This window comes from Luxibacter massiliensis, assembly GCF_900604355.1.
Classification (GTDB): domain Bacteria; phylum Bacillota; class Clostridia; order Lachnospirales; family Lachnospiraceae; genus Luxibacter; species Luxibacter massiliensis.
On record NZ_UWOE01000001.1, the window covers coordinates 152,850 to 167,500 of the forward strand.

At 43.2% G+C, this 14,651-nt stretch carries 14 protein-coding genes; 12 read left to right on the forward strand and 2 right to left on the reverse strand.

All coding sequences use genetic code 11. The features are described 5' to 3' along the window. Window positions 1–181: 181 nt before the first annotated feature. The 5 genes from EFA47_RS00830 to EFA47_RS00855 all read left to right on the forward strand — a co-directional run bounded on the left by EFA47_RS00830 (window position 182) and on the right by EFA47_RS00855 (window position 4,205). Window positions 182–421, forward strand: coding sequence for a helix-turn-helix domain-containing protein (locus tag EFA47_RS00830; protein WP_235853186.1), 240 nt, complete (start codon window positions 182–184; stop codon window positions 419–421). Between the two features lie 21 nt (window positions 422–442). Next, window positions 443–940 carry a hypothetical protein gene (locus tag EFA47_RS00835; RefSeq protein ID WP_122641583.1) on the forward strand — a complete coding sequence of 166 codons (498 nt, stop codon included), beginning with the start codon at window positions 443–445 and terminating at the stop codon, window positions 938–940. 273 nt (window positions 941–1,213) lie between these two features. Then, on the forward strand, window positions 1,214–2,269 hold the full coding sequence (locus EFA47_RS00840; RefSeq protein ID WP_122641584.1) for an IS30 family transposase: 1,056 nt from the start codon (window positions 1,214–1,216) through the stop codon (window positions 2,267–2,269). 329 nt (window positions 2,270–2,598) lie between these two features. After that, on the forward strand, window positions 2,599–3,837 hold the full coding sequence (locus EFA47_RS00850) for an HD-GYP domain-containing protein (RefSeq protein ID WP_164689896.1): 1,239 nt from the start codon (window positions 2,599–2,601) through the stop codon (window positions 3,835–3,837). 179 nt (window positions 3,838–4,016) lie between these two features. After that, window positions 4,017–4,205: a YjfB family protein gene (locus EFA47_RS00855; RefSeq protein WP_164689897.1), complete on the forward strand. Its 189-nt coding sequence runs from the start codon at window positions 4,017–4,019 to the stop codon at window positions 4,203–4,205. Window positions 4,206–4,283: 78 nt separating this feature from the next. On the opposite strand, the gene EFA47_RS00860 is transcribed toward EFA47_RS00855, so the two are convergent. Together EFA47_RS00860 and EFA47_RS00865 are read right to left on the reverse strand one after the other, a co-directional pair. After that, entirely contained in the window at window positions 4,284–5,267 is a 984-nt protein-coding gene (locus EFA47_RS00860) for a DnaJ C-terminal domain-containing protein (protein ID WP_122641588.1), read from the reverse strand. Window positions 5,268–5,374: 107 nt separating this feature from the next. Continuing rightward, window positions 5,375–5,815 carry an Hsp20/alpha crystallin family protein gene (locus EFA47_RS00865; RefSeq protein ID WP_122641589.1) on the reverse strand — a complete coding sequence of 147 codons (441 nt, stop codon included), beginning with the start codon at window positions 5,813–5,815 and terminating at the stop codon, window positions 5,375–5,377. 353 nt (window positions 5,816–6,168) lie between these two features. Between EFA47_RS00865 and EFA47_RS00870 the strand changes: the two genes are divergently transcribed. From EFA47_RS00870 to EFA47_RS00900, 7 genes are all read left to right on the forward strand, one after another. Next, window positions 6,169–7,092: an AraC family transcriptional regulator gene (locus tag EFA47_RS00870; protein ID WP_235853187.1), complete on the forward strand. Its 924-nt coding sequence runs from the start codon at window positions 6,169–6,171 to the stop codon at window positions 7,090–7,092. 314 nt (window positions 7,093–7,406) lie between these two features. Then, window positions 7,407–8,750, forward strand: a complete 1,344-nt coding sequence (locus EFA47_RS00875; RefSeq protein ID WP_122641590.1) for an ABC transporter substrate-binding protein — start codon at window positions 7,407–7,409, stop codon at window positions 8,748–8,750. A 113-nt stretch (window positions 8,751–8,863) separates the two neighbouring features. After that, on the forward strand, window positions 8,864–9,751 hold the full coding sequence (locus EFA47_RS00880; RefSeq protein WP_122641591.1) for a carbohydrate ABC transporter permease: 888 nt from the start codon (window positions 8,864–8,866) through the stop codon (window positions 9,749–9,751). Continuing rightward, on the forward strand, window positions 9,751–10,584 hold the full coding sequence (locus EFA47_RS00885; RefSeq protein ID WP_122641592.1) for a carbohydrate ABC transporter permease: 834 nt from the start codon (window positions 9,751–9,753) through the stop codon (window positions 10,582–10,584). Before EFA47_RS00880 ends, EFA47_RS00885 begins: the two co-directional genes overlap by 1 nt. 33 nt (window positions 10,585–10,617) lie before the next feature. Continuing rightward, the gene (locus tag EFA47_RS00890) at window positions 10,618–11,724 is read left to right on the forward strand and encodes a Gfo/Idh/MocA family protein (protein WP_122641593.1); all 1,107 of its coding nucleotides are present in this window, start codon (window positions 10,618–10,620) and stop codon (window positions 11,722–11,724) included. A gap of 14 nt (window positions 11,725–11,738) precedes the next feature. Beyond that, window positions 11,739–13,913: a sialidase domain-containing protein gene (locus EFA47_RS00895; protein WP_122641594.1), complete on the forward strand. Its 2,175-nt coding sequence runs from the start codon at window positions 11,739–11,741 to the stop codon at window positions 13,911–13,913. 24 nt (window positions 13,914–13,937) lie between these two features. Beyond that, on the forward strand, window positions 13,938–14,642 hold the full coding sequence (locus EFA47_RS00900; protein WP_122641595.1) for an N-acetylmannosamine-6-phosphate 2-epimerase: 705 nt from the start codon (window positions 13,938–13,940) through the stop codon (window positions 14,640–14,642). Window positions 14,643–14,651: the final 9 nt, after the last annotated feature.

Sequence of the window (14,651 nt, forward strand, 5' to 3'; positions counted from 1 at the left end):
AATGCACTGATAGACTTAATCGTAGGAACGGTACTTATCATAATAGGAAAACTGTTAGAATAAGCACCAAGGCGGGCGAAAGCCCGCCGCCTATAAAAAATATACCACAAACGGAAAGCCGAGTAAAGAGCATGATTTTAAAGTTGGGTATCTTTTTGGTGACTGCGGGAGCCATAAAGCTATGCGTAGCGCTTATAATCAGAGCGCGAGAGAAAAGAGGGAAAACATGATAGGCGAGAATATCAGAAAGGCAAGAAAAGTGGCGGGCGTTTCTCAAAAAGAACTTGCGGAACGCCTGCAAGTCCACCAAAAGGATATAAGCCGCTGGGAGAATGGGGCGCACGTCCCCACACTGGAAATATTTACAAAGATATGCAGGGAGCTTAACGCTTCTGCTGATGAAATTTTAGAATTGAAATAAAGGCGAAAGAGAGGGCTTATTATGGCAAAGAAAAAGATTGTATTTTATGGAGTTGCGGCGCTGTTTGCCGTAAGCGGTATTGTAGCGCTGCCGTCTGGGAATATAGCCGGAGGCGTGGGCTGCATTGTGATTGCGGCAGTATGCGCTTTTTTAGGCAAAAAGAGCGCAGATAAAGAAACGGAGACGGGAAAGCCAGTAAGAGAGGCTGCGCGCCCGGTATCCGGTAGCAGGATTGCGGAGACAATAAGGACAAAAGTAGTAGGAGTTACGTACTGCAACGACGACGGAGAAAGCAGACAGGATATTTTAAGCAGAATGACAGGGGACGAGGAAATACAGATAGAAAAAACCGTATACAATGGAGAGCCTGCCGCGTATGTAAAATGGGGCGATAAGGTTTTAGGCTATCTGTCTGCGGAATTGTCTAAAGATTTAGCAAATAAATACCCAAACGCCAGATATGAAGCAAAATTGTTAGAAATTTCTGGGGGGGGGTACATACGTTTGGGTGCAATATAGAGCTTGATATTATCGTAGACGAACAGAGAGGGAGCGCACAGGAGCCAGCCGGGGAAACAGTCGTATACGTAGACCGCAGCAGTAAAAAGTACCATATTAAGCCTGATTGTTCCGGGATGAAGAACCCGAAAGCAATACCATTAAGCCAAGCAAAAAAGAAATACGCGCCTTGTAGGAAATGCTGCAAGTAAGTAAGACCACGGGAGCCGCAGACTTGTAAAAGAGCCTGCGGCTTTTGTCGTGCAAAAATATACCAAAGAGAGGGATACCAGAATGGCAAATAAGAAAGGGAGCAGGCAGCTTACAAAAGCTGACAGGATAAAAATAGAAGCATTATTAAAAGCGGGGCACAGCAAAAGCGAAATTGCCGCGCAGCTGCACGTACACCGCAGCACGATTTACAACGAAATTAAGAGGGGCAGATACATACACCGTAATAGTGACTGGACGGAGGAAGAACGGTATAGCCCGGACATAGCACAGAAACGCTGTGAGGAAAATTTAAAGGTGCGCGGCACACAGCTTAAAATAGGCAACGATATAGCCTATGCAAATTATATAGAGGATAAGATAGTAAACGAGGATTACAGCCCGGCTGCCGTTCTGGGAGAATTGAAAGCGCAGGGGAAAGAGGGGGAGTTTTCAACTACAATATGCGTTACTACGCTTTACAGTTACATTGATAAGGGGATTTTCCTTAAGCTGACAAATAAGGATTTACCAGTAAAGAAGAATAAAAAGCGGGGCTATCATAAAGTAAAGAAACAGCAGGCCAGAGCCAACGCCGGAGAGAGTATAGAGAAGCGCCCGGAGGAGATAGACAAAAGGGAAGAATTTGGACACTGGGAAATGGATAGCGTCATAGGAAAGCGCGGAAAGTCTAAAAATACTCTGCTGGTGCTGACAGAGCGAAAGACGAGGGACGAGATAATATTTAAACTGCCAGACCATACAGCAGAGGCGGTAGTAGCCGCAGTGGATAGGTTAGAAAGGAAATGGGGAGGACTTTTTAAACAGGTATTCAAGACCATTACCGTAGACAACGGCAGCGAGTTTGCATATTGTGAGGCATTGGAAAAGTCCGTACTGGGAGAGGGAAACAGAACTAAGCTATATTATTGCCACCCGTATAGCAGCTGGGAGAGAGGGACAAACGAGGTAACAAATAAAATGGTGCGCCGGAAAGTGCCAAAGGGGACTGATTTTGACGGAAAGACAGAGGAGGAGGTACAGAGTATTGAGGACTGGATAAACAACTACCCGCGCCGTATTCATGGATACCATACGGCGGCAGAACGGTTTACAGAGGAGGTAGAGAAACTGGCATAATGGTAGCAGGAGGCAGATACAAGGTGCAAAGGCTGGCGGAAACGGCAGCTTTAAAGGCACGCCGGAATAAAGGGGCGGAAACACAGCGCTTTCTTAGTGTGATGTGCATTATATATAAAAACAGAAGAATGAAATTATACAAAATGCTGAAACTGATTTTTTGTCGAAAAAAAGGTTGAAATTTTTAGTTGCTGGGGGATTAGTATAGATTTCTTTACAGACCAGGAAGTAAAATGATATAATAAATCTGTATTTATGTTTGGAAGGATCCAAAAAGTATATTTAAGTGAGGTAAATATAGCATGAACTTTCTTTCCCATGAAAATTTAATGGATATTATAGTGTCGGCTCTAAACCGCATGGATGAGCGCCTTACCGGCCATGGAGAGAGGGTGGCATACTATATGATGCTTCTGCTTGAACAGGATCCCAGATTTTCCTTTCATGAAATCTGTAAAATAACTTGGCTGATACTTCTTCATGATATTGGTAGCTTTCAGAAAATAGATATAAGCAGTTTAATGGAAACCGAATTCGACCACTCGTTTTCTCATGCCCGTTACGGTTATCTGTTTCTTAAGTATTTTAGTCCTTTTCCTGAGTATAGCCAGATAATACTTTATCACCATTGCAGCAGGCATGAAATTGACAATTCTAATATGGATGACAAGTTTTGCTGGACTGCAAAATGTATGCAGGTTATTGATATGATAGATTTATATCAGATCAGCCATCCCAAGTCTGCCGGAAAAGAGATAGTCCGTTTTATAGACAGCCTGGATACAAACCGTTTTGATCCTGATGCTATTGGAGCCGTCCGCGGTTTGATTTTCACACATATTGAACAGGGGTATGTTGTGCAGGAAAAAGCGCATAATGATCTGCTTGGAATTCTGAAAAAGATGGATATAACTGAAGCACAGAAAGAAGCCCTGCTTCAGACCCTAGTAAGCTCCATCGACTTCCGCAGTCACTATACTGCGCTGCACTGTGCTATCATGGTACAAGTCAGCGATACCCTTGCCCAACTGTGCCAGCTCAGTTCTGAGGTCCGGGAAAAGATACATATAGGCGCTACCCTGCATGATCTGGGTAAAATAGCTATCCCTGTCCATATTTTGGAATCCCCTGGAAAGCTGATAGGAGATGAGTGGGAGACTATGAAATCTCATGTTGTTATTACCAATGAGATCTTAAAAAATAAAGTTTGTGATGAAGTACTGCAGATAGCTGTGCGGCATCATGAGACACTAGACGGCAAAGGTTATCCCTGGGGCCTGGGCGAGGAAGAACTTTCCATGCCCCAGCGCATAGTAGCTGTGGCAGATATTGTCAGCGCCCTGTCTGAAGAGAGAAGCTATAAAACTCCATTTTCTCTGGAGAGAATTATTGATATTCTAGAAGATATGTGCAGTCAAGGGAAACTTTGCCCCCAAGTTGTGCATGTGCTGCACAGCAACAGCCAGAAGATATACGATATTGCCCGCAAGGCAGCTTTAGACGCTTCCGATATGTACGATAAAATATACAAAGAATACAATTCAGGCCGGATAATGTCTGGAAATTGACATGCCAGGCGTGGCCGGCTGCAGCGCAGTAAATAAAAACCTGCTTAAATTTATCTAATCTGCTTATATTTTTATAAAACATGGCCGATAATATTACCAGATACTTAAGCACCAGAAATATCACCATGGTAGAGAAGAGATGTTCGTCTGCTAATGAGGGCCAGACAGGAGGAATTTACATGGATATCGCAGAAATGAGTATGAGTCTTGCAAGCAGCAGGCTGGGAATGGCAGTGAGTACATCCATTGCTAAAAAAGCTATGGATACTGTTGAAATGAATGCCGAAGGATTGAATAAGATGCTTGAAGCAGTGGAGCAGATAGAGCAGGTTGCTTCCAGCGCCAATATTATTGACGTACGGGCGTAAGTTATGTCAGCTAAAGACTTCCTGCAGAAGATTATAGACGGTATATGAAAGGGTGGCCTCAATGTAAGGCCATCCTTTTTATACCTGTATTTTTTCCTGGTTGGCAGCCTCTTCATAGGCTTTTAGCTTTTCCTTTGCTTCCTGGCTGAGTGTCCGGGGGACTTGGATTTGTACAGTCACATATTGGTCTCCATATTGTTTGGGGTTTCTTGTTGAGACAATCCCCTTTCCCTTCAGCCGGATTTTCGTGCCCGACTGTGTTCCTCTCCATATTTTACAGAGGACGTTGCCGTAAAGTGTATTTACCACCACTTCTCCCCCAAAGACAGCGGTTGTAAACGGTATATCGATTGTTGTATAGACATCCATTCCTTTGCGCTTAATTCCTTCTTTTGCAGCAACTCTGACCTTGAGAAGCAGGTCGCCGGGTTCTCCGCCGTTTATTCCAGGTGAGCCTTTCTGGCGCAGGCGGACATATTTACCGTCTTCGATTCCGGCGGGAATATGAATTTGCAGCCTTTGTTCCCTGCCGCCGCTTTCATGGGAATCCAATACAAATACTTTATCACATCCAAATACGGCCTCCTCGAAACTTACGGATATTTCGGCTTCTACATTTGAACCCTTACGCCGCATATTGCGGCTGCCTGTATTTCCTCCATAGAAGTTATTTTCATAAAAGCTTTCTCCTGTCCTAAAGCTTTCTGCATTATCTGTGTGGAAAATGTCTCCGAAAATGTCCTTAAAGATATCATCTGTATTTCCTGTCTGATAATAATACTTTTTGTAACCATGGTATCCGTTATCTTTGGGTTCTTCACCAGACATGCTTCCATCAAATGCGGCATGGCCAAAACGGTCGTAAAGTTTTTTCTTTTCGGGATCACTCAAAATGGTATAGGCTTCAGTAACTTCTTTAAATTTCTGTTCGGCCTGGGAATTCCCTTCATTTGTGTCAGGATGATACTTTTTCGCTAATTTTCTGTATGCCTTTTTGATTTCCTGGATACCTGCATTCTTCCCTATGCCGAGGATTTCATAGTAATCTCTTTTCGCGGCCATTGTTCTCACCTCCCTAAGTTTAACCAGCCATTATTAACCTAATTTTTAAAATAAAGTCTAAATAAAAAGTAATCCCCGGGATTGAATATCCCGGGGTACCTAAAGGATTAGCCTTCGATTGTCACATAACGGTTTTTCTCAACCTGTTTTGCTTCGTCCTTCTTGGGAATATCCAGCAACAGAATACCGTTTTCAAATTTTCCGTGAATATCATCTTCTGTAATATTCTCACCTACATAGAAACTGCGGCTCATATTGCCTGAATACCTCTCCTGCCTGATATATTTGCCATCATTTTCTTTCTCATCTTTATTGAGTTCCTTAGTTGCGCTGATGATCAGACATCCATCTTTTAATTCAGCTTTTACCTGATCTTTGTTAAACCCGGGCAGGTCAACCGCTATTTCATAGGAATCCTCTTTTTCTCTGATATCAGTTTTCATCACGTGGCCTGCGCGCTTTCCATATAGTTTCTTTTCAATATCTGGGAATGAAAAATCCATCCAATCATTAAACAAATTCTCTCCAAAAATACTTGGTAACATCATATGTCATCTCTCCTTTAAATTTTATTTTTATTACACTGCCTGCGTAAATCTCAGGTATCTGTTTGTGAACTTTCAGAACACTTTCTCTTTTGTTCCTCTTGTTCTATATGTAATATAACACTTAATTTTTGAGATGTCAACCCCTAAAAATATTTTTTTATACAGTATTCCGTGACGGGGGTTTTTTTATACATTGCTGGATGTGTCCGTATCTATCTGCCTTTTAGGGACTGTAAATAAAGCGTAAAAAAGTGTGGTTTTTCTTATCCTTTCCTGCTAAAATGAAAAAGTAATAACTGGAAGATTTATGCAGCCGGTATATCCAAAGCGGGTGCCGGTGGAAGAGAAGGAATGTGAATCTATTGATCAAGCAGGGGAAAGAGACGCCGCAGCGGCAGGAAGGAAGTAAAAATACTGTGCCTGCAATTGATAAAATACGGTTTGTATTTTTATATGCAGAGTTGTATTCCATGGGAGCCACCTGGGTTTATCCGGAGTCCAGAATACCTTACAATATACTGCGGTATATTGTAAAAGGGAAGGCAGAATTCTGTATTAATGGCGAGAAGGTATTAGTGCAGGAGGATCAGATAGTGTATATACCTAACGGATGCAGAATGTCCTGTCACGCATTGACAGAGACTTTTGAATTTTACAGTGTGCGGTTTGCCACGTCGGTGTTATATGAAAGTGAGGATGTTTTAAGGAAATATTACGGGATTAAGAGGATCACAGATAATAGTGGCGAAGATGCTTATTTTAAGGAAATACATAAATGGGTAAAATCAGACCATATTGCCAGAAAATGTTTTGTCAGGGGTTGCCTGGAAATGCTTATAGGCACTTTATCTCTGAAGGGGGAGCAGGTTGAGATAGACGAATCCGGACTGGAGAATGAAGAGCGTGATCCCAATAAGCAAAAGAGTGGTGAGTGGAAAATTGGCCGTCAGATGGACTCAAGGGTGCAGGTTGTGGCGGATTATATTATTTTACACCCAGTAGAAAAATACACTCCCGAAAAGATGGCGAATATGGTATCCCTCAGCAAACAAAGGTTTAGCAGCCTGTTTAAAGATTATATGGGGAAAACCCCTATGGAATATGTCAGGGAGATACGGCTGACCACTGCAGCCAGGACTCTCCTTCTGAGTGATAAGAATATAAATGATATAGCATACGATGTGGGTTATGAGGATACAAATTATTTTATCCGGGAATTTAAGGCGGCTTTTGGTTTTACCCCGAACCAGTACAGGAAGGTGGCCAAAGAAGGGTGATTGTTTTTTATTTGTAAATATGAAACTAATACAGCGGTTTTTTAAGAAGATGATACCAATCCTGATTGGGGTTGGTATTCTTTTTTTATAATATGGGACAGTCCGGGCAGACTTTAATCCTTTCATTTCATGTCTCAATTGGAAAAAGTGAACATTATTACCAAATAATGAGAGCGTAGTGCTATTATTGAGCGTTTGGTCGGTAGAAATACACAAAAAAAACCTGTAATATGAAAATATAATCAACAAAATAATAACGGCGTTATTACAAAGTAAAAAAAGAAACAGGCAATATTAACCAAGGGAGGTAAAATATGAGGAAAAAATTGGTTGCTTTGTTGATGAGCACAGTGTTGGTGTCTGGATTGCTGGCGGGATGCGGCGGTCAGGATAAGGGCCAGGCAGATACTCAGACAGCAGGAAATACGGGGGAGATGGAAGGGGATATTACTTTCTGGCATTCCTTTACCCAGGGCCCTAGGCTGGAGGTAATCCAGGAGACGGCTGATCAGTTTATGGAAGAGAATCCTGGCGTAAATATTACAATAGAGACATTCTCCTGGGGAGATTTTTATACTAAGTGGACTACGGGACTGGCCTCCGGGAATGTACCTGATATGAGTACTGCACTTCCGGGGCATGTGGTTGAGATGATGGATGCAGAGGCCATTATCCCAGTTGATGACCTGATTGATGATATTGGACGGGAAAAGTTCTCAGAGACGGCATTGGCAGAAGGGATGAAGGATGATGTCTGCTACTCACTGCCTCTATATTCACACGCGCAGGTAATGTGGTACAGGAAGGATTTACTTGAGGCAGCTGGATTGGAGGTTCCTAAAACCTGGGATGAATTTGCAGAGGCAGCCAAAACATTGACAAAAGATGGCATATATGGATGTTCCTTCCCATGTGGCTCCAATGACTTGATGGGCACGCGTTTCCTGAATTTTTATGTGAGAAGCGGTGGGGGAAGCCTCCTTACTGAGGATCTGAAGGCGGATTTGACAAGTGACCTGGCAATTGACGGGATTAATTACTGGCTGGATATTTATAAGAATTGTTCGCCAAAGGATTCTGTGAACTATGCTGTATTGGATCAGGCTACACTGTTCTATCAGGGAAAGACGGCATTTGATTTTAATTCAGGCTTCCAGATTGGCGGGGTGGAGGAAAATTCCCCTGATTTGGTTGATCAGATTGACTGTGCGCCGCTTCCTAAAATTAACGCAGATGACCCTGATTATGGGGCAGAGACTTCGAATATCCCGATGGTTGTCTGGCAAAATTCAGAACATCCGGAGATCTGTAAAGCATTTATTAAGAAATTATATGAGAAAGATACATATATTAAATTTTTGGAGGCAACTCCTGTCGGCATGCTTCCTTCTATAGATGGCATTTCTGACACACCAGAGTACCAGGAAAATGAGACAGTGCAGAAGTTCTCTAACGCAGTGGATGTAATTACAAAGACAATGGACATGGGAGCTGCTATTGGCTTTGAGCAGGGGCCAAGCGTACAGGCAGGATTATTGACTTCACAGGGAATTATAGAAAGTATGTTCCAGGATATTATTACAAATGGCACAGATGTAGAGACAGCGGCCCAGGCGGCTGAAGACAGTCTGAATGAATTGTTCAGCACAGTACAGTAGGCCGGATAAAAAGATATATATAGAGAGATTTTACCAGGGACTGTCCGCCGGGGCCGGGGTATAATACGGATTCCGGGGGCAGTCCTGTTTATTAAGAAAGGCGGAAAAGTATTGTGAAAAGAAAAGTGAAATTCGACTATGCCCGCTGGGTTTTTGTACTTCCTGCATTGGTTATTGTGGGGGTGCTGCTGATATATCCCATTTTTTCAAGCCTGTATTATAGTACAACTACAAAGCATTTAATTAAGGCTTCTTATGAATTTGTTGGGTTATCAAATTACAAAGCAGTCCTGTCTGATCCTAATTTTTATAAAGCATTCTTGACTTCAATAGGGTGGACTATATTTTCATTGGCCGGTCAGCTTTTTATAGGCTTCACATCTGCACTGGCCATTAACCGGGTAAAACTGGGCAAAGGTATTTACAGGACATTGATGATTATTCCGTGGGCATTTCCGTCGATTGTAATTGCGTTGTCATGGAAGTGGATTTTAAATGGGGTATCTGGATTTCTGCCCAATTTCCTAGTACAGCTTGGCATTTGCAGTGAGCTCCCCCAATTTCTAAGTGACAACAGCCTGGTATTTTTAACTTTAATTTTTATAAATGTTTGGTTCGGCGCACCTATGATTATGGTCAATGTGCTGTCAGCACTGCAGACTATACCACAGGATCAGTACGAGGCAGCACAGATAGACGGCGCGTCCAGGCTCCAGCAGTTTAGGCATATTACCATTCCTCATATTAAGATAGTAGTCGGCCTTTTAGTAGTCCTGCGTACAATCTGGATATTCAATAACTTTGACTTAATATATCTGCTTACTGGAGGCGGGCCGGCCAATGCCACAACAACAGTTCCGATTTATGCCTATAATATGGGGTGGGGGACGAAGCTGCTTGGTAAATCATCAGCGGTAACGATGCTGCTGCTGGCATTTTTGTTAATCGTATGCTTTGTATACTTTACAATTATCAGCAAATGGGAAAAGGAGGATAAGTAATGGCAAGTAAAAAGGGTAAATTAGGAAATGGCCTTTGCCACGTCTATTTAATTATTTTATCGCTCATTGCATTCTTCCCCCTGGTATGGATTCTGCTTTGCTCGGTGAAATCATCGGGCGACCTGATTGCAAATCCGACAAGTTTTCTGCCTGAGAAATTTACTTTGGAGAACTTTACCCATGTTATCAATGACCTGGGGTTTGCCGGAAATATAGGGAATAGTATAGTTATAGCAATTACTACCACATGTATTGCTATTGTAATCTCTTCCATGGCGGCATATGGGATTGTACGTTTTTTCCCAAAGCTGGGTTCAATCATGTCTAAGGCATTGGTGGCCACTTATATGTTTCCCCCCATTTTGCTGGCAATTCCGTATTCATTAGTTATGGCAAAATTGGGACTTACCAATACACGGGGCGGACTCGTGATTGTGTATCTGTCATTTAGCGTGCCATATGCGGTCTGGATGCTGGTCGGTTTCTTTAAAACAGTCCCCATAGGGATTGAAGAGGCGGCCAGGGTAGACGGGGCAAATAAGTATCAGACTTTTACAAGAATTGTATTGCCCCTTGTTATGCCGGGTGTAGTGGCAACGGCTATCTATACGTTTATTAATGCATGGAATGAGTTTTTATATTCTTTAATTCTCATAAACAGCACCGATAAAATGACGGTGTCTGTGGCCCTGAAATCGCTTCAGGGGTCAGAAATATTAAACTGGGGAGATATGATGGCAGCATCAACTCTAGTGGTAGTTCCTTCGGTTATCTTCTTTATGCTTATACAGGGGAAAATTGCAGGAGGAATGACAGAAGGCGCAGTAAAATAGATTTTATTACATAGATTCGGAGGGATTTGACTTATGGGAACAATCGGATATGCAATTGTGGGAACAGGCTATTTTGGCGCAGAGCTTGGCCGGATATTAAAAGAGGAAGGAGGGCGGATTACAGCGGTTCTGGACCCGGAAAATGGAGAAGAAGTAGCAAGAGAGTTAGGATGTGATGTGGAGACAGATTTGAACACATTGTACGACAGGGAGGATGTGGATGCGGTCATTGTGGCCACCCCTAATTATCTGCACAAAGAGCCGGTTATAAAAGCCGCAGAGCATGGTGTGAATGTTTTCTGTGAAAAACCTATTGCGCTGTGTTACCAGGATTGTGATCAGATGGTTAGGGCGTGCCAGGAACATGGCGTGATATTTATGGCCGGACATGTAATGAATTTTTTCCGGGGTGTCCGTCATGCCAAGAAGTTGATCAATGATGGAGTGATAGGGGAGGTGTTATACTGCCATTCAGCGAGAAATGGATGGGAGGAGGCACAACCCAGCATTTCCTGGAAAAAGATAAGAGAAAAGTCAGGGGGCCATCTCTACCACCATATCCATGAACTGGACTGTGTACAGTTCCTGATGGGCGGGATGCCTGAGAAAGTCACCATGACAGGGGGGAATGTTGCCCATCAGGGTGAAGAATTCGGAGATGAAGACGACATGTTGTTTGTAAACATGGAGTATCCCGACAACCGTTATGCTGTCCTGGAATGGGGGTCTGCATTCCACTGGCCAGAGCATTATGTTTTGATCCAGGGGACCAAAGGGGCCATCCGTATTGACATGTGTGATTGCGGGGGTACATTGAAGGTTGACGGTAAGGAAGAACATTTTCTTGTACATGAATCTCAGGAGGAAGATGACGACAGAACCAGAATCTATCATGGAACAGAGATGGATGGCGCCATAATGTATGGAAAGCCTGGGAAAAAACCACCTATGTGGCTCCACAGCATTATGAAAAATGAAATGAAGTACTTTAAAGGAATAATGGAGGGAGGCGAAATAGACGATGAATTTCGGCCGCTGCTGACTGGCGAGGCGGCCAGGGCAGCCATTGCTACAGCGGATGCATGTACAAAATCAAGATATGAGGACCGGAAGGTAAGGTTAAACGAAGTCTTGGGATAAAGGAGGAAATTACGATGAATAAATGGGGGAAGAAAGCAACTGCATTGGTTTTAGTTTCGGCTATGGGAATATCGCCGATGACCGTGTCTGCAAATGAAGAGAATCCTGAAGTGCCGGCCGTAAGCCAGGCGGAGGAAGGTACTTTAGACGGTATTGTGCTGGAAAAAGATAATGTGGAGGTTACAGAAGGCCAGGGAGTAAGTTTAGATGGTGAAGCCGGGGCAGATTATGTCAAGGCCCTGACCCAGGGGACAATTGTCGTAGCCTATAAGTCAACCAGCCAGAATGCAATACAGTCTTTGTTCAGTGTAGGTAATAGTACAGCAGGAAACCAAAACAGGCATTTCCATATTTATATTACGTCCGGCGGCGGTGTAGGCATGGAGCTGAGAAATACGGATGAAGATTTTAAATATACAATGTCGATGCCCGCCTCTGTGCGTTCCTTGTATAAAGGAGAGCAGGTGGTCAATACGGTTGCATTTAAAGCTGATGCAGAAAACGGACAGTATAAATTATTTGCAAACGGTGAATTACTGGCTACCTTAGACAAAGAGGCATTTAAATTTATCAGTGATATTTCTGGGGTAGATAACGTGACTCTGGGCGGCACAATGCGCAGCGGACAAACTGCATATCCATTTGGGGGAACGATCCAAAGTGTCAAAGTATATGGAAATCCTCTTACAGATGAGGAGCTGATCCAGGAAACAGGTGCCACGCAATATGGAGAAAATATTTTTTATGCCGGGGACGCTACCCATTCAAATTACTTTAGAATCCCGTCCCTGCTGACCTTAAGCTCAGGCACGGTTATTACGGCGGCAGATGCGCGGTATGGGGGGACCCATGATTCTAAAAGTAAGATTAATATAGCCTTTTCTAAGAGTACAGATGGAGGGAATACATGGGGTGAGCCTACACTTCCGCTGCGATTTGACGACTATATTGGCAAAAATATTGACTGGCCAAGGGATTCTGTAGGGAAAAATGTCCAGATTCAGGGAAGCGCTTCCTATATAGATCCTGTCCTGCTGGAGGACAGAGACACGAAGAGAATATTTTTGTTTGCAGATCTTATGCCGGCTGGGATTGGAAGCTCAAACGCATCAGTGGGTTCAGGGTTTAAAGAAATAGATGGAAAGAAATATTTGAAACTCAGGCGGAGTGAAGAGGGAGCCAATGACTACAACTATTCTGTCCGTGAGAATGGGATTATCTATAATGATGTCACAGGAGAGCCTACAGAATTTCGTGTAGACCAGGAGTATAACCTTTATCAAAATGACACTGCGCTGACTTGTAAACAGTATGACTATAATTTTGAAGGCTCTAATCTGATTGAGAGCCAAACAGACCAGGATGTCAATATGAATGTATTCTATAAGGATTCAGTCTTTAAAGCATTTCCCACTAATTATCTGGCTATGCGGTATTCAGATGACGAGGGGGACACATGGTCAGGACTTCAAATTGTCAGCAGTTTTAAGCCGGAAAACTCTAAGTTCCTGGTTGTAGGGCCTGGCGTAGGAAAACAGATTTCTACAGGTGAATATGCGGGAAGGCTGATTGTGCCTCTTTATTCAAAGTCATCGGCAGAGCTTGGGTTTATGTACAGTGACGACCACGGCGACAACTGGACGTACGTGGAGGCCGATAACTTTACAGGCGGTGCAACTGCGGAGGCTCAGATAGTGGAAATGCCTGACGGTTCACTGAAGACATATTTGCGTACAGGATCTGGGTATATTGCTGAGGTGTCAAGCGCTGACGGCGGAGAAACATGGAGCGACAGAGTGCCCTTGTCACAGATTAGTACAACTTCTTATGGCACGCAGCTGTCTGTAATCAATTATTCACAGACTGTTGACGGACAGCCGGCAATTATTTTGTCATCTCCCAATGCCACAAACGGGCGTAAAAATGGAAAGATATGGGTTGGACTGATTCAGGATACGGGGAATACAGGGACAGATAAGTATACCGTAGATTGGAAGTATTCCTATTCTGTAGATGGCCCACAAATTGGATATTCCTATTCCTGCCTTACAGAGCTGCCAGACGGTGAGATTGGGCTGCTGTATGAAAAATATGATTCATGGTCAAGGGATGAATTGCATTTGAAGAATATTCTGAAATATGAAAGGTTCACAATTGACGAATTAGTTCAGAATACGGCTGGAAATTAAATTGAACTTCGGAGAGGTAATTTGATGGAACATAATATTGAGAATTTGAGGGGCCGCCTCATTGTCTCCTGCCAGGCCCTCCCCGATGAACCGCTCCATTCTTCCCTTATAATGGGAAGAATGGCCAGAGCGGCTGAAGAAGGCGGGGCAAAAGGCATACGGGCCAATACAAAAGAAGATATAGAAGAAATTAAAAAGAATGTGGGACTTCCGGTTATCGGTATCGTGAAAAGAGATTATGATGACAGTCCAGTTTATATAACACCGACCATGAAAGAGATAGACGAGCTGATGGAAGTAAAGCCAGAGATTATTGCTGTTGATGCAACGGAGGCATTAAGGCCGGGAGGCCTGGCCCTTGATGTTTTTTACAGGGATATCAGGCATAAATATCCGGCCCAGCTGTTAATGGCGGATTGTTCTACTATAGAGGAAGCATGTTATGCAGATGAATTAGGCTTTGATTTCATCGGGACAACATTGGTGGGGTATACCAGCCAAAGCAAGGGGGATGAAATAGCAAAAAATGATTTTGAGATTATCAGGACGATTTTAGAAAAGGTGAGGCATCCTGTGATCGCAGAGGGGAATATAAATACGCCTGCAAAAGCAAGACGTGTACTTGAGTTAGGATGTTTTAGCGTGGTAGTGGGTTCTATTATTACACGTCCCCAGATTATTACAAGAACTTTTACCGAAGAAATAGAAAAGTTGACAAATTTATCATAAGGAGGCTGT

Coding starts and splice junctions, on each gene's coding strand:
- EFA47_RS00830 (WP_235853186.1), top strand. CDS start 182: ATGCGTAGCGCTTATAATCAGAGCGCGAGAGAAAAGAGGGAAAACATG.
- EFA47_RS00835 (WP_122641583.1), top strand. CDS start 443: ATGGCAAAGAAAAAGATTGTATTTTATGGAGTTGCGGCGCTGTTTGCC.
- EFA47_RS00840 (WP_122641584.1), top strand. CDS start 1,214: ATGGCAAATAAGAAAGGGAGCAGGCAGCTTACAAAAGCTGACAGGATA.
- EFA47_RS00850 (WP_164689896.1), top strand. CDS start 2,599: ATGGATATTATAGTGTCGGCTCTAAACCGCATGGATGAGCGCCTTACC.
- EFA47_RS00855 (WP_164689897.1), top strand. CDS start 4,017: ATGGATATCGCAGAAATGAGTATGAGTCTTGCAAGCAGCAGGCTGGGA.
- EFA47_RS00860 (WP_122641588.1), bottom strand. CDS start 5,267: ATGGCCGCGAAAAGAGATTACTATGAAATCCTCGGCATAGGGAAGAAT.
- EFA47_RS00865 (WP_122641589.1), bottom strand. CDS start 5,815: ATGATGTTACCAAGTATTTTTGGAGAGAATTTGTTTAATGATTGGATG.
- EFA47_RS00875 (WP_122641590.1), top strand. CDS start 7,407: ATGAGGAAAAAATTGGTTGCTTTGTTGATGAGCACAGTGTTGGTGTCT.
- EFA47_RS00885 (WP_122641592.1), top strand. CDS start 9,751: ATGGCAAGTAAAAAGGGTAAATTAGGAAATGGCCTTTGCCACGTCTAT.
- EFA47_RS00890 (WP_122641593.1), top strand. CDS start 10,618: ATGGGAACAATCGGATATGCAATTGTGGGAACAGGCTATTTTGGCGCA.
- EFA47_RS00895 (WP_122641594.1), top strand. CDS start 11,739: ATGAATAAATGGGGGAAGAAAGCAACTGCATTGGTTTTAGTTTCGGCT.
- EFA47_RS00900 (WP_122641595.1), top strand. CDS start 13,938: ATGGAACATAATATTGAGAATTTGAGGGGCCGCCTCATTGTCTCCTGC.